22 protein-coding genes are annotated in these 21599 nt (G+C 63.3%); 9 read left to right on the top strand and 13 right to left on the bottom strand.

Features of this window, described 5'->3' with window-relative positions:
• Positions 1-21: 21 nt before the first annotated feature.
• Entirely contained in the window at positions 22-189 is a 168-nt protein-coding gene (locus tag PTE30175_RS28170; protein WP_191628906.1) for a hypothetical protein, read from the bottom strand.
• 129 nt (positions 190-318) lie between these two features.
• The gene (locus PTE30175_RS07600) at positions 319-1353 is read right to left on the bottom strand and encodes a YeiH family protein (protein WP_150696466.1); all 1035 of its coding nucleotides are present in this window, start codon (positions 1351-1353) and stop codon (positions 319-321) included.
• Positions 1354-1622: 269 nt separating this feature from the next.
• On the opposite strand from PTE30175_RS07600, the gene PTE30175_RS07595 reads away from it, so the two are divergent.
• Positions 1623-2300, top strand: a complete 678-nt coding sequence (locus PTE30175_RS07595; RefSeq protein WP_150696465.1) for a 2-hydroxychromene-2-carboxylate isomerase — start codon at positions 1623-1625, stop codon at positions 2298-2300.
• A gap of 22 nt (positions 2301-2322) precedes the next feature.
• Here the strand turns inward: PTE30175_RS07595 and PTE30175_RS07590 are convergent, their stop codons facing one another.
• Complete coding sequence (locus PTE30175_RS07590; protein ID WP_150696464.1) at positions 2323-3591, bottom strand: SGNH/GDSL hydrolase family protein; 1269 nt, start codon at positions 3589-3591, stop codon at positions 2323-2325.
• A 308-nt stretch (positions 3592-3899) separates the two neighbouring features.
• Between PTE30175_RS07590 and PTE30175_RS07585 the strand changes: the two genes are divergently transcribed.
• On the top strand, positions 3900-5606 hold the full coding sequence (locus tag PTE30175_RS07585) for a putative bifunctional diguanylate cyclase/phosphodiesterase (RefSeq protein ID WP_150696463.1): 1707 nt from the start codon (positions 3900-3902) through the stop codon (positions 5604-5606).
• 58 nt (positions 5607-5664) lie between these two features.
• Here PTE30175_RS07585 and PTE30175_RS07580 read toward each other — a convergent pair whose 3' ends face one another.
• The 4 genes from PTE30175_RS07580 to PTE30175_RS07565 all read right to left on the bottom strand — a co-directional run bounded on the left by PTE30175_RS07580 (position 5665) and on the right by PTE30175_RS07565 (position 8143).
• Entirely contained in the window at positions 5665-6036 is a 372-nt protein-coding gene (locus PTE30175_RS07580; protein WP_150696462.1) for a COG4315 family predicted lipoprotein, read from the bottom strand.
• Positions 6037-6150: 114 nt separating this feature from the next.
• A complete protein-coding gene (locus PTE30175_RS07575; protein WP_150696461.1) occupies positions 6151-6432 on the bottom strand; it encodes a hypothetical protein in 282 nt (93 codons plus the stop codon).
• A gap of 387 nt (positions 6433-6819) precedes the next feature.
• Complete coding sequence (locus tag PTE30175_RS07570) at positions 6820-7110, bottom strand: hypothetical protein (RefSeq protein WP_150696460.1); 291 nt, start codon at positions 7108-7110, stop codon at positions 6820-6822.
• 157 nt (positions 7111-7267) lie between these two features.
• Entirely contained in the window at positions 7268-8143 is an 876-nt protein-coding gene (locus tag PTE30175_RS07565) for a lipid A biosynthesis lauroyl acyltransferase (RefSeq protein ID WP_150696459.1), read from the bottom strand.
• A gap of 200 nt (positions 8144-8343) precedes the next feature.
• Between PTE30175_RS07565 and kefF the strand changes: the two genes are divergently transcribed.
• On the top strand, positions 8344-8976 hold the full coding sequence (gene kefF, locus PTE30175_RS07560) for a glutathione-regulated potassium-efflux system oxidoreductase KefF (protein WP_150696458.1): 633 nt from the start codon (positions 8344-8346) through the stop codon (positions 8974-8976).
• Positions 8976-10868, top strand: a complete 1893-nt coding sequence (kefC, locus tag PTE30175_RS07555) for a glutathione-regulated potassium-efflux system protein KefC (protein ID WP_150696457.1) — start codon at positions 8976-8978, stop codon at positions 10866-10868. Before kefF ends, kefC begins: the two co-directional genes overlap by 1 nt.
• Positions 10869-10915: 47 nt before the next feature.
• On the opposite strand, the gene PTE30175_RS07550 is transcribed toward kefC, so the two are convergent.
• From PTE30175_RS07550 to PTE30175_RS07535, 4 genes are all read right to left on the bottom strand, one after another.
• Positions 10916-11992 carry a M48 family metallopeptidase gene (locus tag PTE30175_RS07550; RefSeq protein WP_150696456.1) on the bottom strand — a complete coding sequence of 359 codons (1077 nt, stop codon included), beginning with the start codon at positions 11990-11992 and terminating at the stop codon, positions 10916-10918.
• On the bottom strand, positions 11989-12990 hold the full coding sequence (locus tag PTE30175_RS07545; RefSeq protein ID WP_224788641.1) for a YjgN family protein: 1002 nt from the start codon (positions 12988-12990) through the stop codon (positions 11989-11991). Before PTE30175_RS07545 ends, PTE30175_RS07550 begins: the two co-directional genes overlap by 4 nt.
• A 323-nt stretch (positions 12991-13313) precedes the next feature.
• The gene (locus PTE30175_RS07540; protein WP_150696454.1) at positions 13314-14090 is read right to left on the bottom strand and encodes an SDR family NAD(P)-dependent oxidoreductase; all 777 of its coding nucleotides are present in this window, start codon (positions 14088-14090) and stop codon (positions 13314-13316) included.
• A 169-nt stretch (positions 14091-14259) separates the two neighbouring features.
• Entirely contained in the window at positions 14260-15465 is a 1206-nt protein-coding gene (locus PTE30175_RS07535) for a serine hydrolase domain-containing protein (RefSeq protein WP_191628904.1), read from the bottom strand.
• Between the two features lie 728 nt (positions 15466-16193).
• Between PTE30175_RS07535 and PTE30175_RS07530 the strand changes: the two genes are divergently transcribed.
• The 5 genes from PTE30175_RS07530 to PTE30175_RS07510 all read left to right on the top strand — a co-directional run bounded on the left by PTE30175_RS07530 (position 16194) and on the right by PTE30175_RS07510 (position 20644).
• Positions 16194-17753 (top strand): porin, encoded by a 1560-nt coding sequence (locus PTE30175_RS07530; RefSeq protein ID WP_150696453.1) that lies wholly within the window; start codon positions 16194-16196, stop codon positions 17751-17753.
• A gap of 211 nt (positions 17754-17964) precedes the next feature.
• Positions 17965-18351, top strand: coding sequence for a YXWGXW repeat-containing protein (locus PTE30175_RS07525; RefSeq protein WP_150696628.1), 387 nt, complete (start codon positions 17965-17967; stop codon positions 18349-18351).
• Between the two features lie 177 nt (positions 18352-18528).
• Positions 18529-19380, top strand: a complete 852-nt coding sequence (locus tag PTE30175_RS07520) for a tyrosine-protein phosphatase (RefSeq protein WP_150696452.1) — start codon at positions 18529-18531, stop codon at positions 19378-19380.
• Positions 19381-19459: 79 nt separating this feature from the next.
• On the top strand, positions 19460-19900 hold the full coding sequence (locus PTE30175_RS07515) for a nuclear transport factor 2 family protein (protein WP_150696451.1): 441 nt from the start codon (positions 19460-19462) through the stop codon (positions 19898-19900).
• A gap of 225 nt (positions 19901-20125) precedes the next feature.
• Complete coding sequence (locus PTE30175_RS07510) at positions 20126-20644, top strand: nuclear transport factor 2 family protein (RefSeq protein ID WP_150696450.1); 519 nt, start codon at positions 20126-20128, stop codon at positions 20642-20644.
• Positions 20645-20702: 58 nt separating this feature from the next.
• Here the strand turns inward: PTE30175_RS07510 and uraH are convergent, their stop codons facing one another.
• Together uraH and PTE30175_RS07500 are read right to left on the bottom strand one after the other, a co-directional pair.
• Positions 20703-21038 (bottom strand): hydroxyisourate hydrolase, encoded by a 336-nt coding sequence (gene uraH / locus PTE30175_RS07505; RefSeq protein ID WP_150696449.1) that lies wholly within the window; start codon positions 21036-21038, stop codon positions 20703-20705.
• 45 nt (positions 21039-21083) lie between these two features.
• Positions 21084-21593, bottom strand: a complete 510-nt coding sequence (locus PTE30175_RS07500; RefSeq protein ID WP_150696627.1) for a hydroxyisourate hydrolase — start codon at positions 21591-21593, stop codon at positions 21084-21086.
• Between the last annotated feature and the right edge of the window lie 6 nt (positions 21594-21599).

The following is a 21599-nucleotide window of genomic DNA, read 5'->3' as shown; positions in this document are numbered from 1 at the left end:
GCGCCGGTCGGCGCCCGTACGTCAGTGAGGGTGGCGAATGCGTTCCCAGACGTGATGCATGCGTTGAACAGTGCGATTGTCCTGATGACGTGTCCACCAGACGCCGATTTCCCAGACCATGCCTGCCAGGATCGCCAAAACGACGAGCGCGCCGATCGTGTACCAGATTTCGCCGAATGAAGTCGTCATGATTCACCCCCCCGTAAATGGGCCGGCCGGCAAATAGGGCCGTTCCGGCGCTTTTATTCTAGGCGATGAACGGCAAATGGGCGCTTACGCGCCCGGGACCCACAGTACTGCGGTGTGGCATCGGTTTCCTTACAGTTGCCCCATCGCATACTGCACGGCGAGGCTGCTGACCGACACCGCCGCCCATACGCCGAGGCCGAGCAGGATCGGGCGCACGCCGCTCGCCGCCATGTGGCGCAGGTTCGACGACAGGCCGATGGCCGTCAGCGCCACGATGATCAGGAACTCGGCAGCCTCGTGGATCCACGGCAGGATCGACTCCGGAATCAGACCGGCAGTGCGCAGCCCCGACGCGACCAGGAACCACAGAATGAACCACGGGAAGATCGCGGCGAGGCGGAAGTTGCCTGCGCCAGCCTTCTTCTGGCGGTACGCGACAATGCAGGCCAGCGTCAGGCAGATCGGGATAATCAGCGTAGCGCGGGTGAGCTTGACGATCGTCGCATAGTCGCCGGCAGCCTTGCTGTAGCTGTAGCCCGCCGCCACGACCGACGAAGTGTCGTTGATTGCCGTGCCGGCCCACATGCCAAAGCCGAGATCGGACAGATGGACGAGATGGCCTATTGCCGGGAACAGCAGCACGGCGGCGACGTTGAACAGGAAAATCGTGGAAATCGCGTACGCGGTTTCGTGGTCGTCCGGCTTGATGATCGGCGTGACGGCCGCGATGGCGGAACCGCCGCAGATCGCCGTGCCCACGCCAATCAGCAGCTTCAGACGTCCGCCGACGCCGAGCAGGCGGCCGAGCCCCCATGCGGTGAGGCCGGCGGTCGTGACCGTCACTGCGGTGACCGCGAGCGAATCGAGGCCTGTGTGGGCCACCTGCGACAGACTCAGGCCGGCGCCAAGGGCGATGATCGACCATTGCAGCACATACTTCGAGGCGAAGCGGATGCCGGCCTCGTACCGTACGCCCGGCGAAAAAGTGTTTCGCACGAGAATACCGATAATGATGCCGAACACCGGGCCGCCGACGAGCGGCATCAGGCGTCCGAGAAACAGGGCGACAAAGGCGATGACTGTCGCAAGCGCCAGACCGGCCCACGGATTTTGATGATCGGGGACACGTACCAGGGCAGGACTTCTGGATGTTTTCGTCGACATGGCAGGGCTCGCAGAATCAATACCCTGAAGTCTAAGAACTCCCGATAAATAATAAAAATCGTTATATCTTATGAAAAATATCAGAAAAATGGATGTTCACCCAAATCCCGACCACCCATACCGGTGAGCGTCCGCGGTGAAGCCCGTAGCCCTTCCTGCGTTACACTCGATCAGCAAGCGATATCGCGCCCGAGGCACGAGCGAAGGCGGCCAATCCAAGCGCGAATCCGAACATTACTCAGTGGATACACACCGGAGACAATTTCGCCATGTCGCACGCTGCCACGCCATCCGTTTCAACTGCCACGCCCTCTGCGTCCCTGGCCGACTGGTATTTCGATTTCGCTTCGCCATTTTCCTACCTGCAGTTGGAGCGCTTTGGCGAATTGCCAGCGGACCTGACCGTCACCCTGCACCCTGTCGTGCTGGGCGCTCTGCTCTCGCACTGGCAGACACGCGGTCCGGCGGAGATTCCCGGCAAGCGGACGCTCACGTACCGCATGGCGCAATTTCGGGCAGAACAGGCGGGCATCCCTTTTCGCATGCCCCCGGTGCACCCGTTCCACCCGATCCGCATCTTGCGGCTGGCGGTGGCCCTGGGTGCGACGTTCGACGTCGTACAGACCATTTTCCGGTTCATCTGGCGCGAGGGGCGGGATGTCGTCAGCCCGGACGGCTGGCGCGATCTCTGTACGAGGCTTGGGGCCGAGGATGCCGACGCCCGCGTCGAGGACCCGGCCGTCAAACAGGCATTGCGCGCAAACACCGAAGCGGCGATTGCGGCCGGTGTATTTGGGGTGCCGACGTTCGTTCGTCAGGGGGAATTGTTCTGGGGCGACGACGCAACCGCCCTGTTCGTCCACTGCCTGAAGCATCCCGAATGGCTGGACTCAGCGGAAGTGCGCCGCATCGGCGCGTTGCCGGTCGGCGTGGAACGCGCGCGTTAAGCGGGCTGATGACCTGTTCAGCCTAGCGCACCGCGCCCGATATCAGCGGAATCGGCACGGCCTCGGCCATCGCGGCATAGCCCGCGTCACTCGGATGCGTGCCGTCGCCGCTGTCGAAGCGGGGCAGCATGCGGGCCGGTTGCGACGGATCGCGCAGCGCTGCGTCGAAATCGATCACGCCGTCGAATGCCCCTGACGTCCGGACCCACTGATTCACCGAGAGCCGCACCGATTCGCGCGGTCCGGTCATCTTGCCCGGCGGAATCGTCGTTCCGAGAATCTGTACACCGTGTGCGCGCGCTGCGGCGATCAGGCGCTCGTATCCCGCGATCATCTCGGGCGCCGACACGATCACGTGAGGCACGTCGCAGTCGAGCCCGCCATGGGGCGGTACATAGCCGAAATTGATGTCATTCGTGCCGACCTGGACCACAACGGTGCGCACACCGGGCTGTTCCAGCGCGTCGCGCGCGAAGCGTCCCACCAGACGTTCCCCGTAGCACGCGGAATCGTGCAGCAGACGATTCCCGCTGATACCGAGATTGAGCACGGACACGTCGCGCCGGCCCGCCGCTTCCAGCCGCCGCGTCAGGACATCCGGCCAGCGGCGGTTCGCATTCAACGTGCTGCGCAGCCCGTCGGTAATCGAATCCCCGATGGCCACCACGACATGCACGGGCGCAACGGGCGCAACGCTCACGCCCGCCAGCCAGAGCGTATTCGTCACCTTTTGACGGAAAGGTGCCGCGGACGCATCGAGCGTCTGATCGCCTGACGCGCTCAGAAAAGCCACCTGCCCGGCGACCTTGTGCCACGTGGTCGGCGGCGAAGCCTCCCGCGTGTAAAAGCTCACCGCCAACGCCGCGCCGGCCGGCACGTCGAGCGCGACCGGGTCGCTATCCAATTCCGCGCCTGGCGCAATGCGGGCGAAGGGCTGGCCGCCGAACGTAAGCGGCCGCAATGTCGCAGCCTGCACCGCCGCGCCGCCGCCCGAAAGCGCTACACTCGCGCGTTCGATGGTCAGCGCATGGGGGCCATAGGAATTGGACAAGCGCACGCGCAGTTGACGGCCCGCAACGCGCAGATAAACGATTTGACGGACCGTGCGCCCCGCAACGGACGGTGCACGATTGAAGGCGGGCGCATCAGGGTGTTGCGCAACGGCCTGGGGCGCGGTGGCCCAGGCGCCGGCCCAGCCGATTCCGGCGGGTTGCGCGGCGACGGACCCTGCGAGGTTCGTCCAAAGTGCCGCGCAAACCGCGGCGGCCCGCGCGACTCGAAGCAATATCATTGGTGAAATTTCAAGCGGCAATACCGTGATTGTGCCCGAGTTTCACACAGGCTCGGTGTACGCGGATCCGGAACCGGTCAATACCTATGGATACGTACGCATAAACCGGGTCTCGTGCCATCCGTGGCAACCTTGGCCGAACACTCGACAACGATGTGGCAAAATGATTGCACGCGGCACAGACCGCTCGATTTCCAAGCGATTGCGGCAACGACGTGGGCACCAGGGAGGTGTTGCATGACCGCAGTGACAATGCGCAGGCAACCGGTCGGCCGGCCGCGCCCTTACCACCATTGAGCCGAGGCTGCATGCCGCCGCCCCGCACCTCCGCCGACACCGATATCAGCCGCGCCGCGATCGAAAGCGCGCCGTACGCGGTATTCGTTTGCAATGACGACGGCGTATTCGAACGCGTCAACGCCGCCTTCACCCGCCTGACCGGGTTCGACGCCGACAGTCTTGTCAACCGGCGAACATTCGTGTCCCTGCTCGATCCCGCCGAAGTCGCTCGCCGCGACCTGCCCGTATTGTCCGGCGTGCAATCCGATGAAACGCCGTACGACGGCGAATGGTCGTGCCTGCATCACAACCGCACCCGCCTGCCGGTCCGCCTCGCATTGTCGTGCGTCGAGGGCGCGCCGGGCGAACGCCGTTGGGTCGGCATCGTGCTCGACTTGTCACAGGAAGCACAGATCGCGCAGCAGCTCTGGTACGTGACCCATCACGACGAAGTCACGCGTCTGCCCAACCAGAGACTGCTGATCCAACGCCTCGAACTCGCCATCAGCCGATGCGCGCGGCTAGGCGGCGATCTGTCCGTGCTGCTCATCGAACTGGAACAGCTGCGCCAACTGCAAGGTGCGTTCGGCCAGCCGACGGCCGAGCGCGCCTTGCAGATCGCAGCCGAGCGCTTGCGCAGCTCGGCTGGACCGGAAGACACTGTCGCCTGTATCGGTGGACGGCAATTCGTCGTCGTGACGCCTGGCACCGGGGAGCGTGCGCTGTCCTTGGGCGAGCGCATGCGAATACATCTCGGGCAATCGATCGACGCCCACCCGGCGCCGCTGACGCTGGACGCCTGCGTCGGCGTGGCCAGTTATCCCGCGCACGGCGACACGCCCGAAGCATTGATGCGGCGCGCCAGCGTTGCGCTGGCCGATGCACTGACAATCGGTGGCGGGGTGCGGGTGTTCCGCAGCGCGATGGACACCGCGTCCAATCGCCGCCAGGAACTCGAATCGCTGCTGCGCGCGGCGTTTGCCGAACCGCGCCAGCCGCAACTGCATGTCGTGTATCAGCCGCAGGTCACGTTGGCGGATGGCGCCATGCGCTGTGTCGAGACGCTCATGCGCTGGCGACATCCGGTGCATGGCATGATTTCCCCCGGCGAATTCGTGCCGGTGGCCGAAGCATGCGGCCTGATCGTGCCGCTCGGCGAATGGGTCATGCGCCGGGCCTGCCGTGAGGCCAGCCTGTTGCTGCGCCGCAGCGGCGTGCTGCCGCGCGTATCCGTCAATGTCTCGCCGCAACAATTTCACCGGCAGGATGTGGTCGCCATGGTGCGCCGCGCACTCGACGATTTCGCGCTGGAGCCGCGTTACCTGGAAATCGAGATCACGGAAAGCGTACTGTTGACCGATGCCGAGCCGGCCGGTGCGGCGCTGCGCGAGCTGCACGAACTGGGGGTCGAAATCGCCGTCGACGATTTCGGCACCGGCTATGCCAGCCTGGCTTACCTCACCCGGTTTCCGGCCGATCGACTGAAGATCGATCAGTCGTTCGTCCGTAACATGCTGACCGACCCGCAGTGCAACGCCATCGTCGCCGCCGTGATCGCCATGGCGCACGCGCTCGGCCTGCGCGTCACGGCCGAAGGCGTCGAGACCGCCGAGCAGGCCAAACATCTGACGGAACTCGGCTGCGACGAGGCGCAAGGGTACTGGTTCGCCCGCCCGATGGACGCCCGCGGGCTGTATCACGTCATCGCCCCGCTCGGCAACGGCGCTCGGCGCTAGGGCCCGGCACCCGGTCGGATGCCGCACGAGCGCGGACGCCGTCTCGAAACGGAAGCGCTTACGGCTTGACCACGTGCCAGATGTCCTTGAAGTTATTACCCTTCATGTCACCGGGCTTCGCATCCTGCTTGAACAGATAGACGGGTTTGCCTTTGTAGGCCCATTGCATGTTGCCGTCGTCACGCTTGATGAGGGTCATGTCGCCCTCGGGCTTGGCGTCGGCGCCGGCCATGACCGGCGGCCAAAGGTCGGTGCACCCGCCAGTACAGGCGCTCTTGCCGGCGGTGTCCTTGTCAAACGTGTAGAGGGTCATGCCCTTGCTGTCCACAAGCATGCCCCCGGACATCTTGACCGGGGCTTCGGCATGCGCGAGCGAGGTGGCGAGCGCGGCGCAGGCCGCGGCGATGGCGAGGAGCGAACGAGTTTGCATAATGGGTCCTTGGATCGACATTGTCGGGATCGACACAAGCATGGACGGATGACGCCCCCCCTTTATTCCATGCCATTGAAAAATAATCGCGAAATGTCGACCGATGTCATCCGCTCACAGGTCGTGAATCGACATGTCGTCGATTTTCCCATCGACGATCGACTGGCCGAACTGGTCGCCTGCGCGGCGTGCTTCGCCAACGGATTCAAACGGCGTTTGGGATTTGAGCTTGAACACACGGCTGGTCTTGTCGGTGACGTCGGCCACCGCACGTGAGATCTTCACGGCGACACCATACGTGCGATCGCGACGTGACACGAACCCGTCGCCATTGCTTTGCGGGTACACCAGGGTTTCAATTTCAAAACCCTTGTAGAAGGGCAGGATGTAGGGCATGAGCGCTCCAGGAGCAAGTTCGGCGGGTGGGCCGGCGCGCCGCGGGTACGCGCGGCAAACGCTACGGCGATAGGGGGCACGCATTGCCCTGCGGGCACCGCGGCTCGGCGAAATGCAGCATGTTTCGTGGAAAAGGACGCGGCGGCAACCGGAGATGCAATTGCGCGGCGGGATGGCGAGGCCTGCTTGACGCACACATACCGGCAGGCATCGGCGAATGGCGTGATCAATGAGACGTTTCGGCCTGCGCACGACGTTCGCCAACAGGCGGATCCATGCCCCATTTATACGCGGATTACCCACACAGCGCAAACGATGTTTTGTGCGATCCATCGCAGGCGATCGTCATGCGGAAAAAAGCTTGATACCCCGCCAACCGAACCGGCCCTAGGCGAACTGTTTTGTTGCCCAAACGGCCACATAGCCGATCGCGAACATCGTCAGCAAAAGGGGGACGGAGATGCGCAGGATTTGCATCGGCAGGGAGCGCCGGGGCACCGGTGCGTCCGGCATGCGATACGCCTGCTTCAGCGCCGCGGTGCAAACGCCGGCGGCGATCACGCTGACGAGCGCCCAGAACGTCTGGTTGTAGACGAGCGCAAATATCAGCCCGGCAAGCGCGGCATTCCTCGCGTAGTCAATGGCATTCGTGACGGCCTTGAACGATTGCGGCGACATGGTTCGTTGTCCTGCGGCTTTTGGGAATGTTCCTTTTGCCGCCGTGCATCGTCGGCCGGTGCAGGCATGCTGTCAACCGGCCGCGCTGGAACGGGGCGATAAGACATTCATCGGCATTCCGTCGCCACAACTTGAGCGCCGCGGCGCGCCCGCATCGTCAATACACGGGCGCCAGGCCCTCGGGGCGGTGCTTGAACCGGCGGTGCACCCAGTAGTACTGTTCGGGCAACCGGCGCACCTGGGTCTCGAGAAATTCGTTCATCCGGCGCGCATCTTCTTCCTCGCTGGCGGACGGAAACCCCTCGAGCGGCTTGAAGATGGTCAGCTTGTAGCCCTGATAGTCCGGCAGCACTTCCGTGATGAACGGCACCACGCGCGCGCGGCCCAGCTTGGCCAGCCGGGAGACCGACGTCAGCGTGCAGGCGGGAACGTCGAAGAACGGCACGAACACCGAATTCTTGATGCCTTGATCCATGTCGGCGGCAAGCATGACGGGCGTGCCGGCCCTCAGGATCGACACGACCTTGCGGGCACTTTCGCCGCGCTCGATCATCTGCGCGCCGAATCGTCCGCGCTGACGCTTGGCAAGGTCGCACATGCGCTGGCTGGACATGCGCGTATACAGCGAGGCGACCGGTGCACCCGCCGAATACTGCATGCAGCCCACCTCGATGGCCACGAAGTGAAACCCCATGAAGATGGTCGGGACGCTGGCGTCGGCGGCGAGATCGATGTGGCTTTCCACCTGGACCAGGCGGCGGATGGCTTTTTCGCTGCCGAACCACTGCACGCCGCGCTCGAGATAGCTGCGCACGACGTGGGCGAAATGGGCGCGGCCGAGCGCTTCGTATTCCGCGTCGGTGCGATTCGGGAAGCAAAGGCGCAGATTGGTGAGCGCAATATGCCGGCGGCGGCTCGGAATCGCATACAACACGAGGCCAAGGCCATGCCCGACGCGGGCCACCCATCCGTATGGAAGCACGGCACAAAGCCGCAGGACGCCAATCAGGAAGGCAAAACCAATACGTTTCATTTGGGGTGGCCTTGTTTGCGGCGCCAATCCGAAGTGCACGGATGGTAACACGCTGACGCAAATCGCATATTTCAGTCCCCGGGAGGCGTTTGCCCGCCGCGCACGGCGGTGCCGGCTGTCGAAACGGCCATCGTCATTGCGCACGGCATCCGGTACGATGGCGGTGCCGGACAGTCCGGCCGGACGACCACGAAATCCCCATGTCATCACCCATGACCGACACGCCAGCCCCACGGATTTACCTGCTCGCGGCGCACCCCCGATGGCGCGACTCGCGCGTCAACCGCCGGCTGCTCGAGGTGGTGCGCGAGACGCCCGGCGTCGATGTCAACGACCTTTATTCGACGTATCCCGACTACGCGATCGACGTCCCGGCCGAGCAGGCGCGGCTGGCGCGCGCCGATATGTTGGTATTGATGCACCCGATCCAGTGGTATTCGATGCCGCCGCTGCAAAAACTCTGGCTCGACGAAGTGCTGTCATGGGGCTGGGCCTACGGCACGCATGGCCACGCCTTGGCGGGCAAGGACGTCTGGCTTGTGGGCAGTACCGGCGGCTCGGCGGCGAGCTACGATACGCGCAGCTATAACCGCTACGCATTCGACGCCTTTCTCCCGCCTTACGAGCAGACGGCGGTGCTCTGCGGCATGCGTTTCCTGCCGCCGCTGATCTTCCACGGCGCACGCAGCGCCGGCAACGCACAACTCGACGCCCACGTGGCGATCGTCGCCGACCGGCTGGCCCGCTATCCGCAATGGTGCGGGCACGCCGATCCCGCTGCCCAACCGGTCTGCGACGTTCCGCCGGCCGACCGTCCCGCGACAAGCGCCTGATGGAACACGCCCCCGCCTGGTTGCTCAGCAGCCTCATCTACCTTGCCGCCGCGGTATTCGTCGTCCCGCTTTCGCGGGCGCTCGGCCTCGGCGCCATCATCGGGTATCTTGCCGCCGGCATCGCCATCGGGCCGTGGGGCCTGCGCCTTGTCTCGCGCGTGGAAGATGTCCTGCATTTCGCCGAGTTTGGCGTGGTGCTGATGCTGTTCCTCGTCGGCCTTGAGCTTGAACCCCGCCGGCTATGGAGTCTGCGGCGTCCGATCTTCGGCTGGGGCACGGCGCAGGTGGCCGGGTGCGCGGCATTGCTGTTCGCAGGCGGCCTCGTGGTCGGCGTGGACTGGCGTATCGCACTCGTGGCCTCTTTGGGACTGGCGCTCTCCTCGACCGCGATCTCCTTGCAGGTGCTGGGCGAGCGCAATCTGATGCGTACGGAAAGCGGACAGGCCGGGTTTTCCATCCTGCTGTTCCAGGACGTTGCCGCGATTCCGATTCTCGCGTTGCTGCCGCTGCTCGCGACCGACGCCGGCAACCACGCCATGACTGGCGCCGAACGCGCACTGGAGGGCGCCAAGATTGTCGGGGTGATCGCGGCCATCGTGCTCGGCGGCCGGCTCGCGCTGCGGCCCCTGTTGCGATGGATCGCGCACAGCCGCACGCCGGAGATCTTCACCGCCGCCTCGTTGTTGCTGGTCGTGGCGATCGCTACGCTGATGCAGATCATCGGTCTGTCGATGGCGCTGGGCGCGTTCCTGGCCGGCGTGCTGCTTGCGGAAAGCGAATACCGCAGAGAACTGGAAACCGACATCGAGCCGTTCAAGGGGCTGCTGCTCGGGCTCTTCTTCATTGCGGTCGGCATGAGCATCGATTTTGGGGTGCTGCTCACGCAACCGGTGAAAATGCTGCTTGCGGTGGCAGGCTTCATGCTGGTCAAGGCGATCGCCATCTACGCACTGGCACGGACGATGCGGCTGCCCTACCAGGAACGGCCGGTCTTCACGCTGCTGCTCGCGCAGGGCGGCGAGTTCGCGTTTGTCGTCTTCCAGGCCGCGGGCCCGCATGTGCTTCCCCCCGGCGTGGCGTCGTTCCTGATTGCAGCCGTCGCCCTGTCCATGCTGCTGTCGCCGCTGCTGCTCGTCGCTGTCGACAAGTGGCTGCTGCCGCGCTACAGCGCCCGCGGCTCCCCGCGCATGGAGGAAATCTCGGAGCCGCAGGAAGCGAGCGTCGTCATCTGCGGATTCGGGCGTTACGGGCAAATCGTCGGCCGCGTATTGCTGCCGCAGGGCATCAAGATCACGGTGCTCGATCACGATCCCGACACCATCGAGAGTCTGCGGCAGTTCGGCTTCCACGTGTTCTACGGCGATGCGACGCGACTCGATCTGCTGCGCATCGCGGGCGTGGCGCAGGCGTCTGCCGTAGTCGTCGCCGTGGACGACGTGGATCAGTCATTGGAGATTGTCGACCTGCTGCGCGAGCATTTTCCGGACGTGCAGATCGTGGCGCGGGCCCGCAACGTGGGGCATCTGTTCCAACTGCGCGACCGCGGCGTGGAACATATCGAACGTGAGTTGTTCGAATCGTCGCTGCACAGTGCGCGTTCGGTTCTGGAGGTCCTGGGTTGGCCTGCGCATGAGGCGCGCGAAGCCGCAATGGCGTTCCGGCGCGGCAACCTCAACCTGACGAACGATATGTACCCGCTCTACAAGGACCGCACGAAAATGATCGCGGCCGCCAAAGCCGGCCGACAGCAGTTCGAGGAACAGATGGCGCGCGAGCGTGCGCAACGCCAGGCGCGCGCCAGGCATCGATGGGACCAGGACGATTCCGAGCACCCTGCTACACCGCCAGCGCAGACGGACGATCCGGAGCGCCGGTCACGCGACGCGTCCTGAGACATTGCGACGCTCAGTGCACCCCTGACGCGAACTTCGCCACCCCATCAGCCCCCGCCGCGACGCAACCGCGCAATGCGCGCCTGTGGATCCGGGTGGGTGGAAAAATACGCGTCCCATCCGGACTTGTCTTGCGCATCGCCATCATGGCCGCCTGCTCCGGCGGCGCCCGCCTTACCACCATGCCCGGCCGTCATTTTCTCGAGCATGTCCGCCAATCGTGCCGGTGACAGGCCGTTCGCGCGAAGCAGCGCCGCCGCGTAATCGTCCGCCTGCGTTTCGAACTCGCGCGAATAGCGCGTCGACAGGCTGGCCGCCGCCATTCCCGACACGATGCTGCTCAGATCGGCCGTATACAGGGCCACGGCGGCACCGACGATACTCCCCTGGACAAGCATGCGCATGCCGTGGCGGGCCTGCAAATGCCCAAGCTCGTGCGCGAGCACCGCGATGACGAGGGTGTCGTCGTCGCCGGCAAGGGTTATCAGCTGGTCAGTGACGATGAGATCGCCGCTTGGCAGCGCGAATGCGTTCGCGCCCATGGCCGGCGCATCGCGGAAATGCACGTGAAATGCGGGTAGCGGCGCCCGCCCGCCAGCCGCGCCCTCGCCCGGCGCGTGCAAAGCGGACAACGCATCGATGATGCGTCGCTGGCGGGCAAGCGGTAGACGGCTCGGGCGCAACACGCGCTGGTCCAGCGCTGTCAGGGCCTGTTGGCCGACCGCCGCGGCGACCTGGGACGGCAGGCGCGTGGCAATCTGCTCCGCCATCCACGGCACGCCCCAGCGATAGGCCGCCAGCAAGACCAGTGCGCCCGCCGCGAGGGCAATCCAGGTCGTGCGCCAGCGCGACTGCCAACGCACGACCGCGGAGTCGGCCCACCCGGTCTGCGCAAGCAATCGTTCGAACGCCGGATGATCGCCGATCTCGCAGAAGGCCCCGTCGGCAAACGTGACCAGCCGCGGCGCGGCGCCGGCACGCTCCGAAACGCGCAGTTCGCGCAGCGGCGCCTGCCGCTCGATGCCATCGCCGCGCACCGTGGCGACATCGTCTTCGACGGACAGGACGACGCGATGGCGCGCCGACGTCCGCCCGTCGAAGTAATACGCGTCAACCTGCGTCACAATGCGATGTCGATGTCGAACACACCGGCCGCTTCTTCGCCTGCGGCACCGATGGCGTCGGCTTCCGACTGCGTGAACGCGTCGAGACTGCCGCTGGGGATCAACGCGAAGGTCGAGAGCAAATAGCGGGTCACGCGCACCTTGGCAAACGGCCGGTACAGCCCGAGCGTGATCACTGTCAGCAGCAGGTTGGCGTAATGGATGCCGAGGAATCGGAGCACGCTCAGACGGCAGACAAATCGATGTTCGCCGAGACGTGTATCGTTCCAGACACAACGCAGGATCAACGCCGAAAAGACGGGATACGCGGCAAGCAAGCCGACATAGAACCCGATCACGTACGCAAAGGCCGCAGTGTGCTTGGCCTGCGTCGCGACTGCGGAAAACAGCCCCAGCAACCCCGTGCCCACGATCACCGTGATGATGGCCACGATGGCGAAACACGCGACATAGGCAAGATAAAAACGCGACGCGCGTCCATGGAAGCTGAACCGTGTATTGCCAAGCGCCGATCCGTTGTGCTGATAGCGCTTGAACAGGCAGTGGGCGAACGGCGCCGCCAGATACAAGGTAAACAGCGCCAATACCGGCAGCCCCAGGAATATGCCGTACGCGCCGCCGAGCGAGCCGCGGAACGCGAACCGGATGCCGCGATAGCTGGAGTTGTACAGGCGAAACCGCAACGAGTTCCACAGCAGCCAGGGCATGATCGCGATCAGTGCAAGCAACACCAACCCGCCGGCCAGCTTGGAGAACTCGCCGGCAAACGAATAGAGCATGAACAACACGATGGCGATGATGCGGCCCTTGAGGATCGCCCACGGCGTACCGTGATAGTCGAAGGCGGCGCCATCCACCTGGGTATTGCGGTAGAAGTATTGCAGCCGCCTCACCTTGGCCCATGCCGAATAAATGCCAAGCGTAAGCAGGCTCAGTACGCCATTGACGATCCAGATGCGGAAGTAGCTTGCGCCACTTCCGGTGAAGGTGAAAGGCATTTCGTTCTGCACAGATCCAGCCGGTTGCGGCTGCGGCAGGCGATCCCCTGACAGGTCCATGTTCATTACTCCCCCGAGTCACGAATGCAAACAGTGACGGCAATGCGCCGATTGGTATTCATTTTGCATCACGAAGCACTCACCGCCGATGGCGATGCGTGTGAGGAATAATATCGCATCCCGATGCCGGCGAACGATTCCCGCCAGCTTTGCGGAAATCGCCCGGATGGCATTTTCAGCGAACCGGCCGACTCTCCGCCCGCCTGCGGCTTGACGCCGGGCGGGGAAGTGCAGCCGTGCGAAAGGAGGCGGCGTGCTGGCCGTTAGACGCCGTAGCCGCCGTCGACGGATAGCATCTGGCCGGTGGTGTAAAGCGCCCGGTTCGAGGCCAGGAAGGCAACGGCGTTCGCGACCTCCTGTGCCTGCCCCCAACGCTTGAGGCACAAGTTGGCATGCACGGCCTTCTGCCACTTCTCGTCGAAGGTGCCGTCCTGCCAAAGGCGCAGGAAGATGCCGGTTTCGATGACGCCGATGGCGACACTGTTGGCACGGATACCAAAGCGCCCTTCTTCCTTGGCGATGCCTTTGAGCAAGGATTCGATGGCGGCTTTCGGTGCAACTGAAAGGACGTCGCCGTCAGGCCAGCGATGCAAACCGGCGGAACTGACGTGCACATATGAGCCGCCGCCGTTCCCCTTGAGATGCGGCAGCGTGGCGTGCACGATATTGAAGAAGCCGTTGAGGTCGGCGTCGATGACGGCCCGCCAGTCTTCGACACTCAGATCGCGAATTTTCGGTTGCGCGATATCCGACCCCGCGGCGATGACAACCGTATGCACGCGCTCGCGAGCGACGATATCGTCGATCACTGCACGCGTTCGGGCCGTGTCGCTCATCGAGAGCTGAAACGCCTCGGCGCGGCGCCCTTGTGCCGTGACCTTCGCCACGACTTGCGCGGCGCGGGATTCATTGCGGTGGTAGGTCAGCACCACATCGGATCCCAGTTCGGCGAAGCGCGCACAAATTGCCTCTCCCACGCCACCGCTGCCGCCAATCACCAATACCGAGCCCTGCGGAAATTCCGAATGCGTCGTTGCCACGTCGGCCCCCTCTCAAATAATTGTTTGCCATGCCCAATTTAGGATCCAGGCGTGACAGACGCATCGTCTCTTTGGATAAGCGAAAATCCAGTCCATCGGAAAACGACGCGGGCGCGGCCCCTGCACAAGGCGCAGTTCGCCCCGTGCCGGAAGACCGCGCCGAGGCCGATCAGTCGTCGATGGCGGCGTACACGAGCGACTGGAAGTGCTGCGCAATCCGGCACTGTGTCGACCAGTAGAGCTGGATCATCAGCAGGTACACCATGTCCTCGTCCGGATCCGCTTGCCAACAGGTGCCATACGCGCCGGGCCAACCGTATTGACCGGTCGATCCCAGCGTTGCCTGCTGCGCGGCGTTGTCGATGACCGCGAGGCCCAGCCCGAAACCTTGAGCGCCCCAGAAACCCGGAATGCCCATGAACGGCATGCTCCGTTCTTCGGGGGTCAGGAAATTCGTGGTCATCAGTTCGACCGACTTGCGCGACAGGATACGGTCCGCGTCGCCGCGCCCGTTGCCGAGCAGCATTCGCGCAAACTTCATGTAGTCGTCAGCGGTCGATATCAGGCCCGCCCCGCCGGACGGAAATCCCGTCTGATTCCACACCCGGCGCTCCGGGTGATCGTGTGCAATCAGCTCGCCAGGCGCCGGTCCCGTCACGTAGCCGGTGGTCAGGCGATCGAGCGACTGGGACCGCACGGCGAAGCCGGTGTCGTTCATGCCGAGCGGCTCAAAAATGCGCGTACGCAGAAATTCCGGAAATGTGCACCCGGCCACGCGCGCAACGAGCAGACCCAGTACATCCGTCGAGAAACCATAGTGCCACCGGGCGCCGGGCTCGAAGGTCAACGGCAGCGCGCCCAGCGCTTTCAACCACGCATCGGGATCGCCGGCAGGGAGCACTTCCGTGTTGAAGCGAAAGAGCGCTTCGGCCAACGGGCCCGACGCCGTGACCGGGTACGACAGCCCCGAACGATGCACGAGCAGGTCACGAACCGTAATGCTGCGCGCGGCCGGACGAACTTCGTCGAGCGGCCCATCGGGATTGCACAGGACCTGGGGGTTCGCAAATTCCGGCAGCCAACGTTCGATGGGGTCATCGAGCAGAAGGCGTCCTTCCTCGATCAGCATCATGGCGGCAACACTGGTCACCGGCTTGCTCATCGACGCGATGCGGAACAACGAATCCCGGCGCATCGGCGCACGTGTCTCGACGTCCTGGGCACCGAGCACATCGCAGTGAGCCAGGACCCCCTTGCGATACACCATGGCGACCAACCCGGCCACCTCCTTGCGCTCGACGTATCCACGCATCGCGTCTGACAGCCGCTGCAACCGTTCCGTCGAAAAACCCGCTTCGTTCGCTTGCGTCACCATGTTTTCTGTTCTCTCGATCAAGTGCCCAGATGGACGTTCCCCAATTTCCCTGCGCATCGGTTGCGCTCGAACGCCTTCGCCAGGGGCTTGCGCCCCTTGAAACGGCTTGCGCCAACAGCATTTGCGCATCACCGCGCCATGCTTTGTCGAGGGCACTTTTCCACGTCGTCCTGCGAGTTGCAACGTCTGATTGAATTACCTCCTCGTCTCACAAAAAATACGATATATCACATATGGTATTTTTGAATTGCACACGACTTTGAATGGCGATATATTCGGCCTGTTCATTCGACGATGGACGGTTCGAAGGGCTTGCGAAACGACGTTCGAACTTGGTGCAAGACGGTGCGTAGACGCAATTTATTAGCGAATGTTTGTCGCTTGTTAACCTTGCGACGATCAGATTTTGCACCGCATCAGGTCATTATCGCACCAATGTAATGCATTAGATACCTTTCCCAAACGATTTTTATACAGGAGATGCCAAAATTCGGCCAATTTTTAAATATATTAAATATCATTGATTAATATATCGCATATTACATTTCAAGCTCGGATTTGAAATTGCATATGCTCTTCATCCGCGAGGCGCCCGACACCCACCAAGACATTCCCAGCCCAGACCGGCTCGTCTCTTGTCCCGAAGCGACGCACCGGCGACGTGTAGCAAAAAACCAACGACTAACGGGACAACTGAGACACGGTTCCAGGAACCAGGAGGAGTAGTCATGATTTACAGGAAGGTTCTACTTGCCGCATGCCTGTTGGCAGGCACCGCCGCCCGCGGCGCCTTTGCTGCGGACGACAGTGAATTGCGCGCGAAGTTTGAAGCGCTCCAGCAGCAGATGAGCGCACTGCAAGCCCAGATGTCGCAGGTCACCACGCAGATGGAGCAGAAAACGACGCAGATGGAGCAGAAAACCGACGCATTGGCGAAGGCCCAAGCGCAGTCGGCTCCGGCTATTCAGATGAAACCCGATTCCAAGTCGCTTACGTTTCTGGTGGGAGGCGGCGAAGTCACGTTGTACGGACACGGCGACCTGTCCTTCGACTTTGTCAACAACGGCTTGAACGGCCGGCCGGGCGCGGTGGGCAAGAACGGGTGGCTCAGCCAGGTCTCAAGCAACAACTCGGCGTTCGGCATCAAGGGTGAGCGCAAAATCGCCGACAACCTGAAGGGCGTGTTCCAGCTGGAGGCCGATATCCAGTTCGCTGCCACGCCGGGCAACAACCTCGACGTCAACGGCGGCGGCGCACACGACAGCTCGGTCAAGGGCGCCATCGGTTCGCGCAACAGCTTCGTCGGCCTGGCGGGCAATTGGGGCGCGGTCAAGCTCGGCAAGACCGACGCGCCGTACAAGAACTCGACTACGCGCATGGACCCGTTCGTCAACACACTGGGCGATATGCGCAGCATCATGGGCAACAGTGGCGGCGACAATCGCGTCGAGTTTGCCACACGGGTGCCGCATGCCATCTGGTATGAGTCGCCGAACATCCACGGCTTCAGCGGCTCAGTGCTGTTCTCACCGGGTCAGAACCGCACGAACGACAACTCCATCACGGCACGCGGCGAACCAGACTGCACGGGCGGCAACACACCGGGCAACAGCGGCGGCTCCTGTACCGACGGTGCCTTCGGCAACCTGTGGAGCGCGTCGCTGGCCTACCAGAACGGGCCGCTGTACCTTACCCTGGCCTACGAGCATCACGCGAACGTGAACCGTATCGGCGACGAACTCGGCGCGTCCGACGGTGTCAATCCGCCCGCCGGATCGGTCGGGATCGGCGACGAAAGCGCCCTGAAGGCAGGTATCCAATATACCTACGAGCCGACGGGAACGACGGGGGCCTTCATCTGGGAGCGCCTGAATCGCAAAGCACCGGTTGACGCGTTCAACGAGCGCACGCGGAACAACGCGTTCTACCTGTCGCTGGTGCAGAGGATCACGCGCTCGGATGAAGTCATGGCCGCCTGGGCGCATGCCGGGGCGACCCCGGGAGACCCCGGCGGCGTGATCAACCAGCCGGGTGTGCCGTTGACGCAAGTGGCGGGCCAGATCGACAACAAGGCCAATATGTATGCGATCGGCTACCGACACTATTTCGGCGACAAACGGACGACCTTCTACCTGATCGGCGCCGTGATGAAGAACCACGTCGGCGCGCACTATGACCTCGGCGCAGGCGGTCACGGCGTCGTCGTCGACGACAAGGACGGCGCGGGCAACGCGTTTGCCGGCACCACGATCAAGGCGGTTTCGGCTGGCATTACCTACGATTTCTGATCGGTGAATTCGCAGGATTGCCCACCCCCGGCCCCGGGGGTGGGTACGGCTCACGTGACGCTCAAGTGGCCCTCACGTGACCATTAACGATTGGTAACACGAAAGCCTGATACGACGGTCATCGCGGGAACATCGTGCAACGTTGTTGGAATATCCCCGAAGCGTTCACAAGCGCACGCTCGGGATTTCCTCCCTCTCCCGTGAGAACACCATGTCAAAACGCCGCCTGTTCCTTGCCGCCGCCTCGGCCGGTACGCTGGCAACCCTTTTCGGATGCACGACGATTGTGCGCGAACCCGTTGTCGTTCGGGAACAGCCTGCGCGGGTCGTCGTCAAACGCATGCCTGCGCCGGTCGCTGAGGTACGCACGGCGCAGCCGGGGCCCGGCTTCCAGTGGGTCCCCGGACATTGGGTCTGGCAAGGCGACGATTGGCGCTGGCAAGCCGGTCATTGGAATCCCGGCGTGGTTCGCCCCATCCCGCCGCTGATTGTGGAACAAATCACCGTGGCGCCAAGTCCCGCCCATTTCTGGGTGCCGGGCCACTGGCAATGGCGCGACGGCGACTGGCGCTGGGTCCCGGGCCACTGGGCCCGTTGAGCAATCCCTCCTGATCAGCCGGCGCACGTTGCCGGCCGACGCCCGCGTCGCCCCCATCCGCATCAGGCCCCCGCCGGAACGCGGGGCATGCGTTTGCGCCGATCTAGTCCAAAGGAATGATGAGGGCATTGGCCTGGGTCCGTATGCTCTGCGATAAATCGTAGAAAGGACTCGTCCATGACCGGCCTCACTGCTTCCGGCATTACCCGCCTGATCGGCCAATTGAGCGTCGCCGCATCGCTTTCGATTGCGGTTCCGTGCGGCGCCACTGAGGCCGGCCAACCGACCGACACCCATGTCGCCTTTGAACAAATCGACAACGCGCGGGATCTCGGCGGCCTCGTGACGGCAGACGGTCACAAGATCAAACCCGGCCGCCTGTTCCGCAGTGCCAATCCTGGCTTGGCAAGCACCGGCGATATCGCGCGGCTCAAGACATTTCATCTCGATGCGGTCGTCGACTTCAGAACGCCAAGCGAACGATCGCCGGCCACGGAGCAAGCCTTTGCCGCCGCGTTTCCGTGGATTTCCGATCCGGTATTGAGCGGCGATTTTTCGGCAAAAAGCTTCTTCGGATGGCTCCGGACAGCAACGGCACAGGACGCGGATGCGTTCATGATCGACTCGTACCGGCGCTTCCCGAGCGACTTCCAGTCGCAATTCAAGGCATTCCTGACGCTCGCCGAGCAAAACAAGTCGATCCTGTACCACTGCACGAAAGGCAAGGACCGTACTGGCTTTGCGTCGTTGCTGCTGCTATCCGCGCTCGGCGTCGCCCCGGACACGATCATGGACAACTACCTCGAGTCGAACCAATGGAACGCCGCGTCCAATGAGGCGACGGTAGCGAAAGTCGCGCCGACCGGTATCAAGCCCGACGTGCTGCAGGCGCTGCTGACGGTCAAGCCGGAATACCTGAACGCCGCGCTCGACGTCATCAATCAGCAATATGGCGGCATGGATGCCTATCTGCGCAATACGCTCAAGGTTGACGTGGATGCGATCAAGCGCAACTACCTGACGCGCTGACAGCCGGTTGCGCGGACAACGCGCGTAACGTTCACCGCCCCCGGCAAGCCCCTTAACCATTTGTCGACAAGGATGATCGATGAGCCATAGCGCCGTGGAAATCGCCAATCTGCTCTACCGTTACGCCGAGATGATGGACGCAGGCGACCTGGAAGGTGTGGCAGCCCTCTTCCGGCACGCGCGCGTCAAGGTGAAGGACAGCGAGGAGATGCTCGACGAGGCGGGAATACTGCGCCTCTGGAAGCAGTACGTGAAGATCTATCCTTGCGGCACGCCGCGCACAAAACACGTGATCACCAACCCGATCATCGAAGTCGACGAAACCTCGGGCAAGGCGACCGCACGTTCGTATTACACGGTGCTTCAGGCAACCAGCGAACTTCCGCTCCAGCCAATTGCGGCAGGCCGTTATCACGACGAATTCGAGCGCGTCGGCCAGACGTGGCGCTTTTGCTACCGCGATTATTCGCTGCTGGAGTTCACCGGCGATTTGCGTTTTCATCTTAACGTGCCTGTCTGAAGCAAGACGTCTCGCGCAGATGGATGCCCGCATTGTCAGGAAATGCCACTGACAATGGGCAACGCGCTTCAATGCTTCTCTCACGTTACGAGGCATGGACCATGGATACCCGGATGTTGTTCGACGAACGCGACATCGCGTATCGCCTCGATCGGAGTAGGCCAGCGCCGTCGATCCGTGCCTAGAATCAGGACACGCCCTCATGCGCCCCAAAAGGAGTTGTGAATGGAACTCGACGATGAACTTCGGCAATGCATGCGAGATATCCGGATCTTGCGGGATATCGAGCAGATCAAACGCGTGAAGCATCAGTATTTCCGCTGCATCGACACGGCGAACGTCACCGATCTCGCCGAGATTCTTGACGAGCACGTAACTGCCAAACTGGTCGGCGGCAGCTATGTCGTGGAACTCGCGGGGCGCGACGACTATCTGGAGATGGTGCGTAACGGCTTTCACGCCGACGCGATTGCGCAACACAATGGCCACCACCCCGATATCGATGTAATCAGCGAGACCGAAGCGACGGGCGTCTGGTACCTGCACGACGTCTTCCATGACTTGCGCGCCATGCGCAGCACCATCGGCACCGCGCTCTACCGCGACAAGTATGTCAAGGTGGATGGCCGCTGGAAAATCAAGCACACGGGGTACGAGCGTATCTACGAAGTCGTCGAGGAAATCAAGGTGAAGCCCACGCTCACCGCACATTATCTCGGCCGCCACGGGCACAAGATCCCGTAAGCCGTCCGAACGGTAACGGACGATGAGCCGTGCCGATGGCGGCCCGGCCCCGGCCCGCTCAACTTCCCCGATACGTGCCGAAGCTCCACGGCGAGCACAGCAGTGGCACGTGGTAGTGCTGCTTGGCGTCGGCGACCGAAAACCGCACCGGCACCACGTCGGCAAATACCTCGGGGGTCCGAAAGTACTCGGCGACCGAGAAGCGCAATTCGAAGTCGCCGGTGCGCGCCTGGTTCGGCGGCAGCATGGGCGCGTCGGTGCGTCCGTCGCCGTTGGTGCGCGTGCGCGCGAGCAGCGTGGGCGGCTGCGTGCCGAGGTCGTATAGCTCGATCTGCATGCCCGAAACCGGTTTGCCGGTGGACACGTCAAGGACATGCGTGCTGATGCCTGTCATGGGATGCTCCTGTTCGTTGAAGGGTTGCCCGGCCGTCAGAACGCCTCAGCTGCCGCGGTAGTACGTGTAGTTCCACGGACCGAACAGCACAGGCAGATGAATGCGCTGGCCGGCATCGACGACGCGAAAGCGGATCGGAATCTTCGACAGGAACGCCGGCCGCGGCAGGACGGCATGACGCATCGCGAAGTAGTCGTCCGCGTGCAACAACAACTCATACGTGCCGACGCGATAACTGTCGCCGATCAGCAGCGGCGGCTCGCTGCGGCCGTTCGGCGCGAGCGTGACCGTCGCCAGCTGCGTGATCCGCTCGCCGTCGATGCGCGAAAAATCGACGCGCATGCCAGCCGCCGGCGTGCCGTGGTAGGTATCGAGCGCATGCATCGTCAGGCGCGGGCTGAGACCGCCCTGCTGCACCGGGCCCGTCGCCTGGTTCGGCACGGTCTCGGCCGCGTAAGCCGTCAGTTGCGTGCTTGCCAGCAGTGCGCCGCCGAAGCCGAGTGCTTGCAGTCCGAAGCGGCGGCGCGAGACGTCGCATGCCGCTTGCGGGTCCATCCCCTG

The sequence above is a fragment of the Pandoraea terrae genome, from assembly GCF_902459695.1.
Classification (GTDB): domain Bacteria; phylum Pseudomonadota; class Gammaproteobacteria; order Burkholderiales; family Burkholderiaceae; genus Pandoraea; species Pandoraea terrae.
This window is presented reverse-complemented; position numbering and strand designations above follow the sequence as displayed.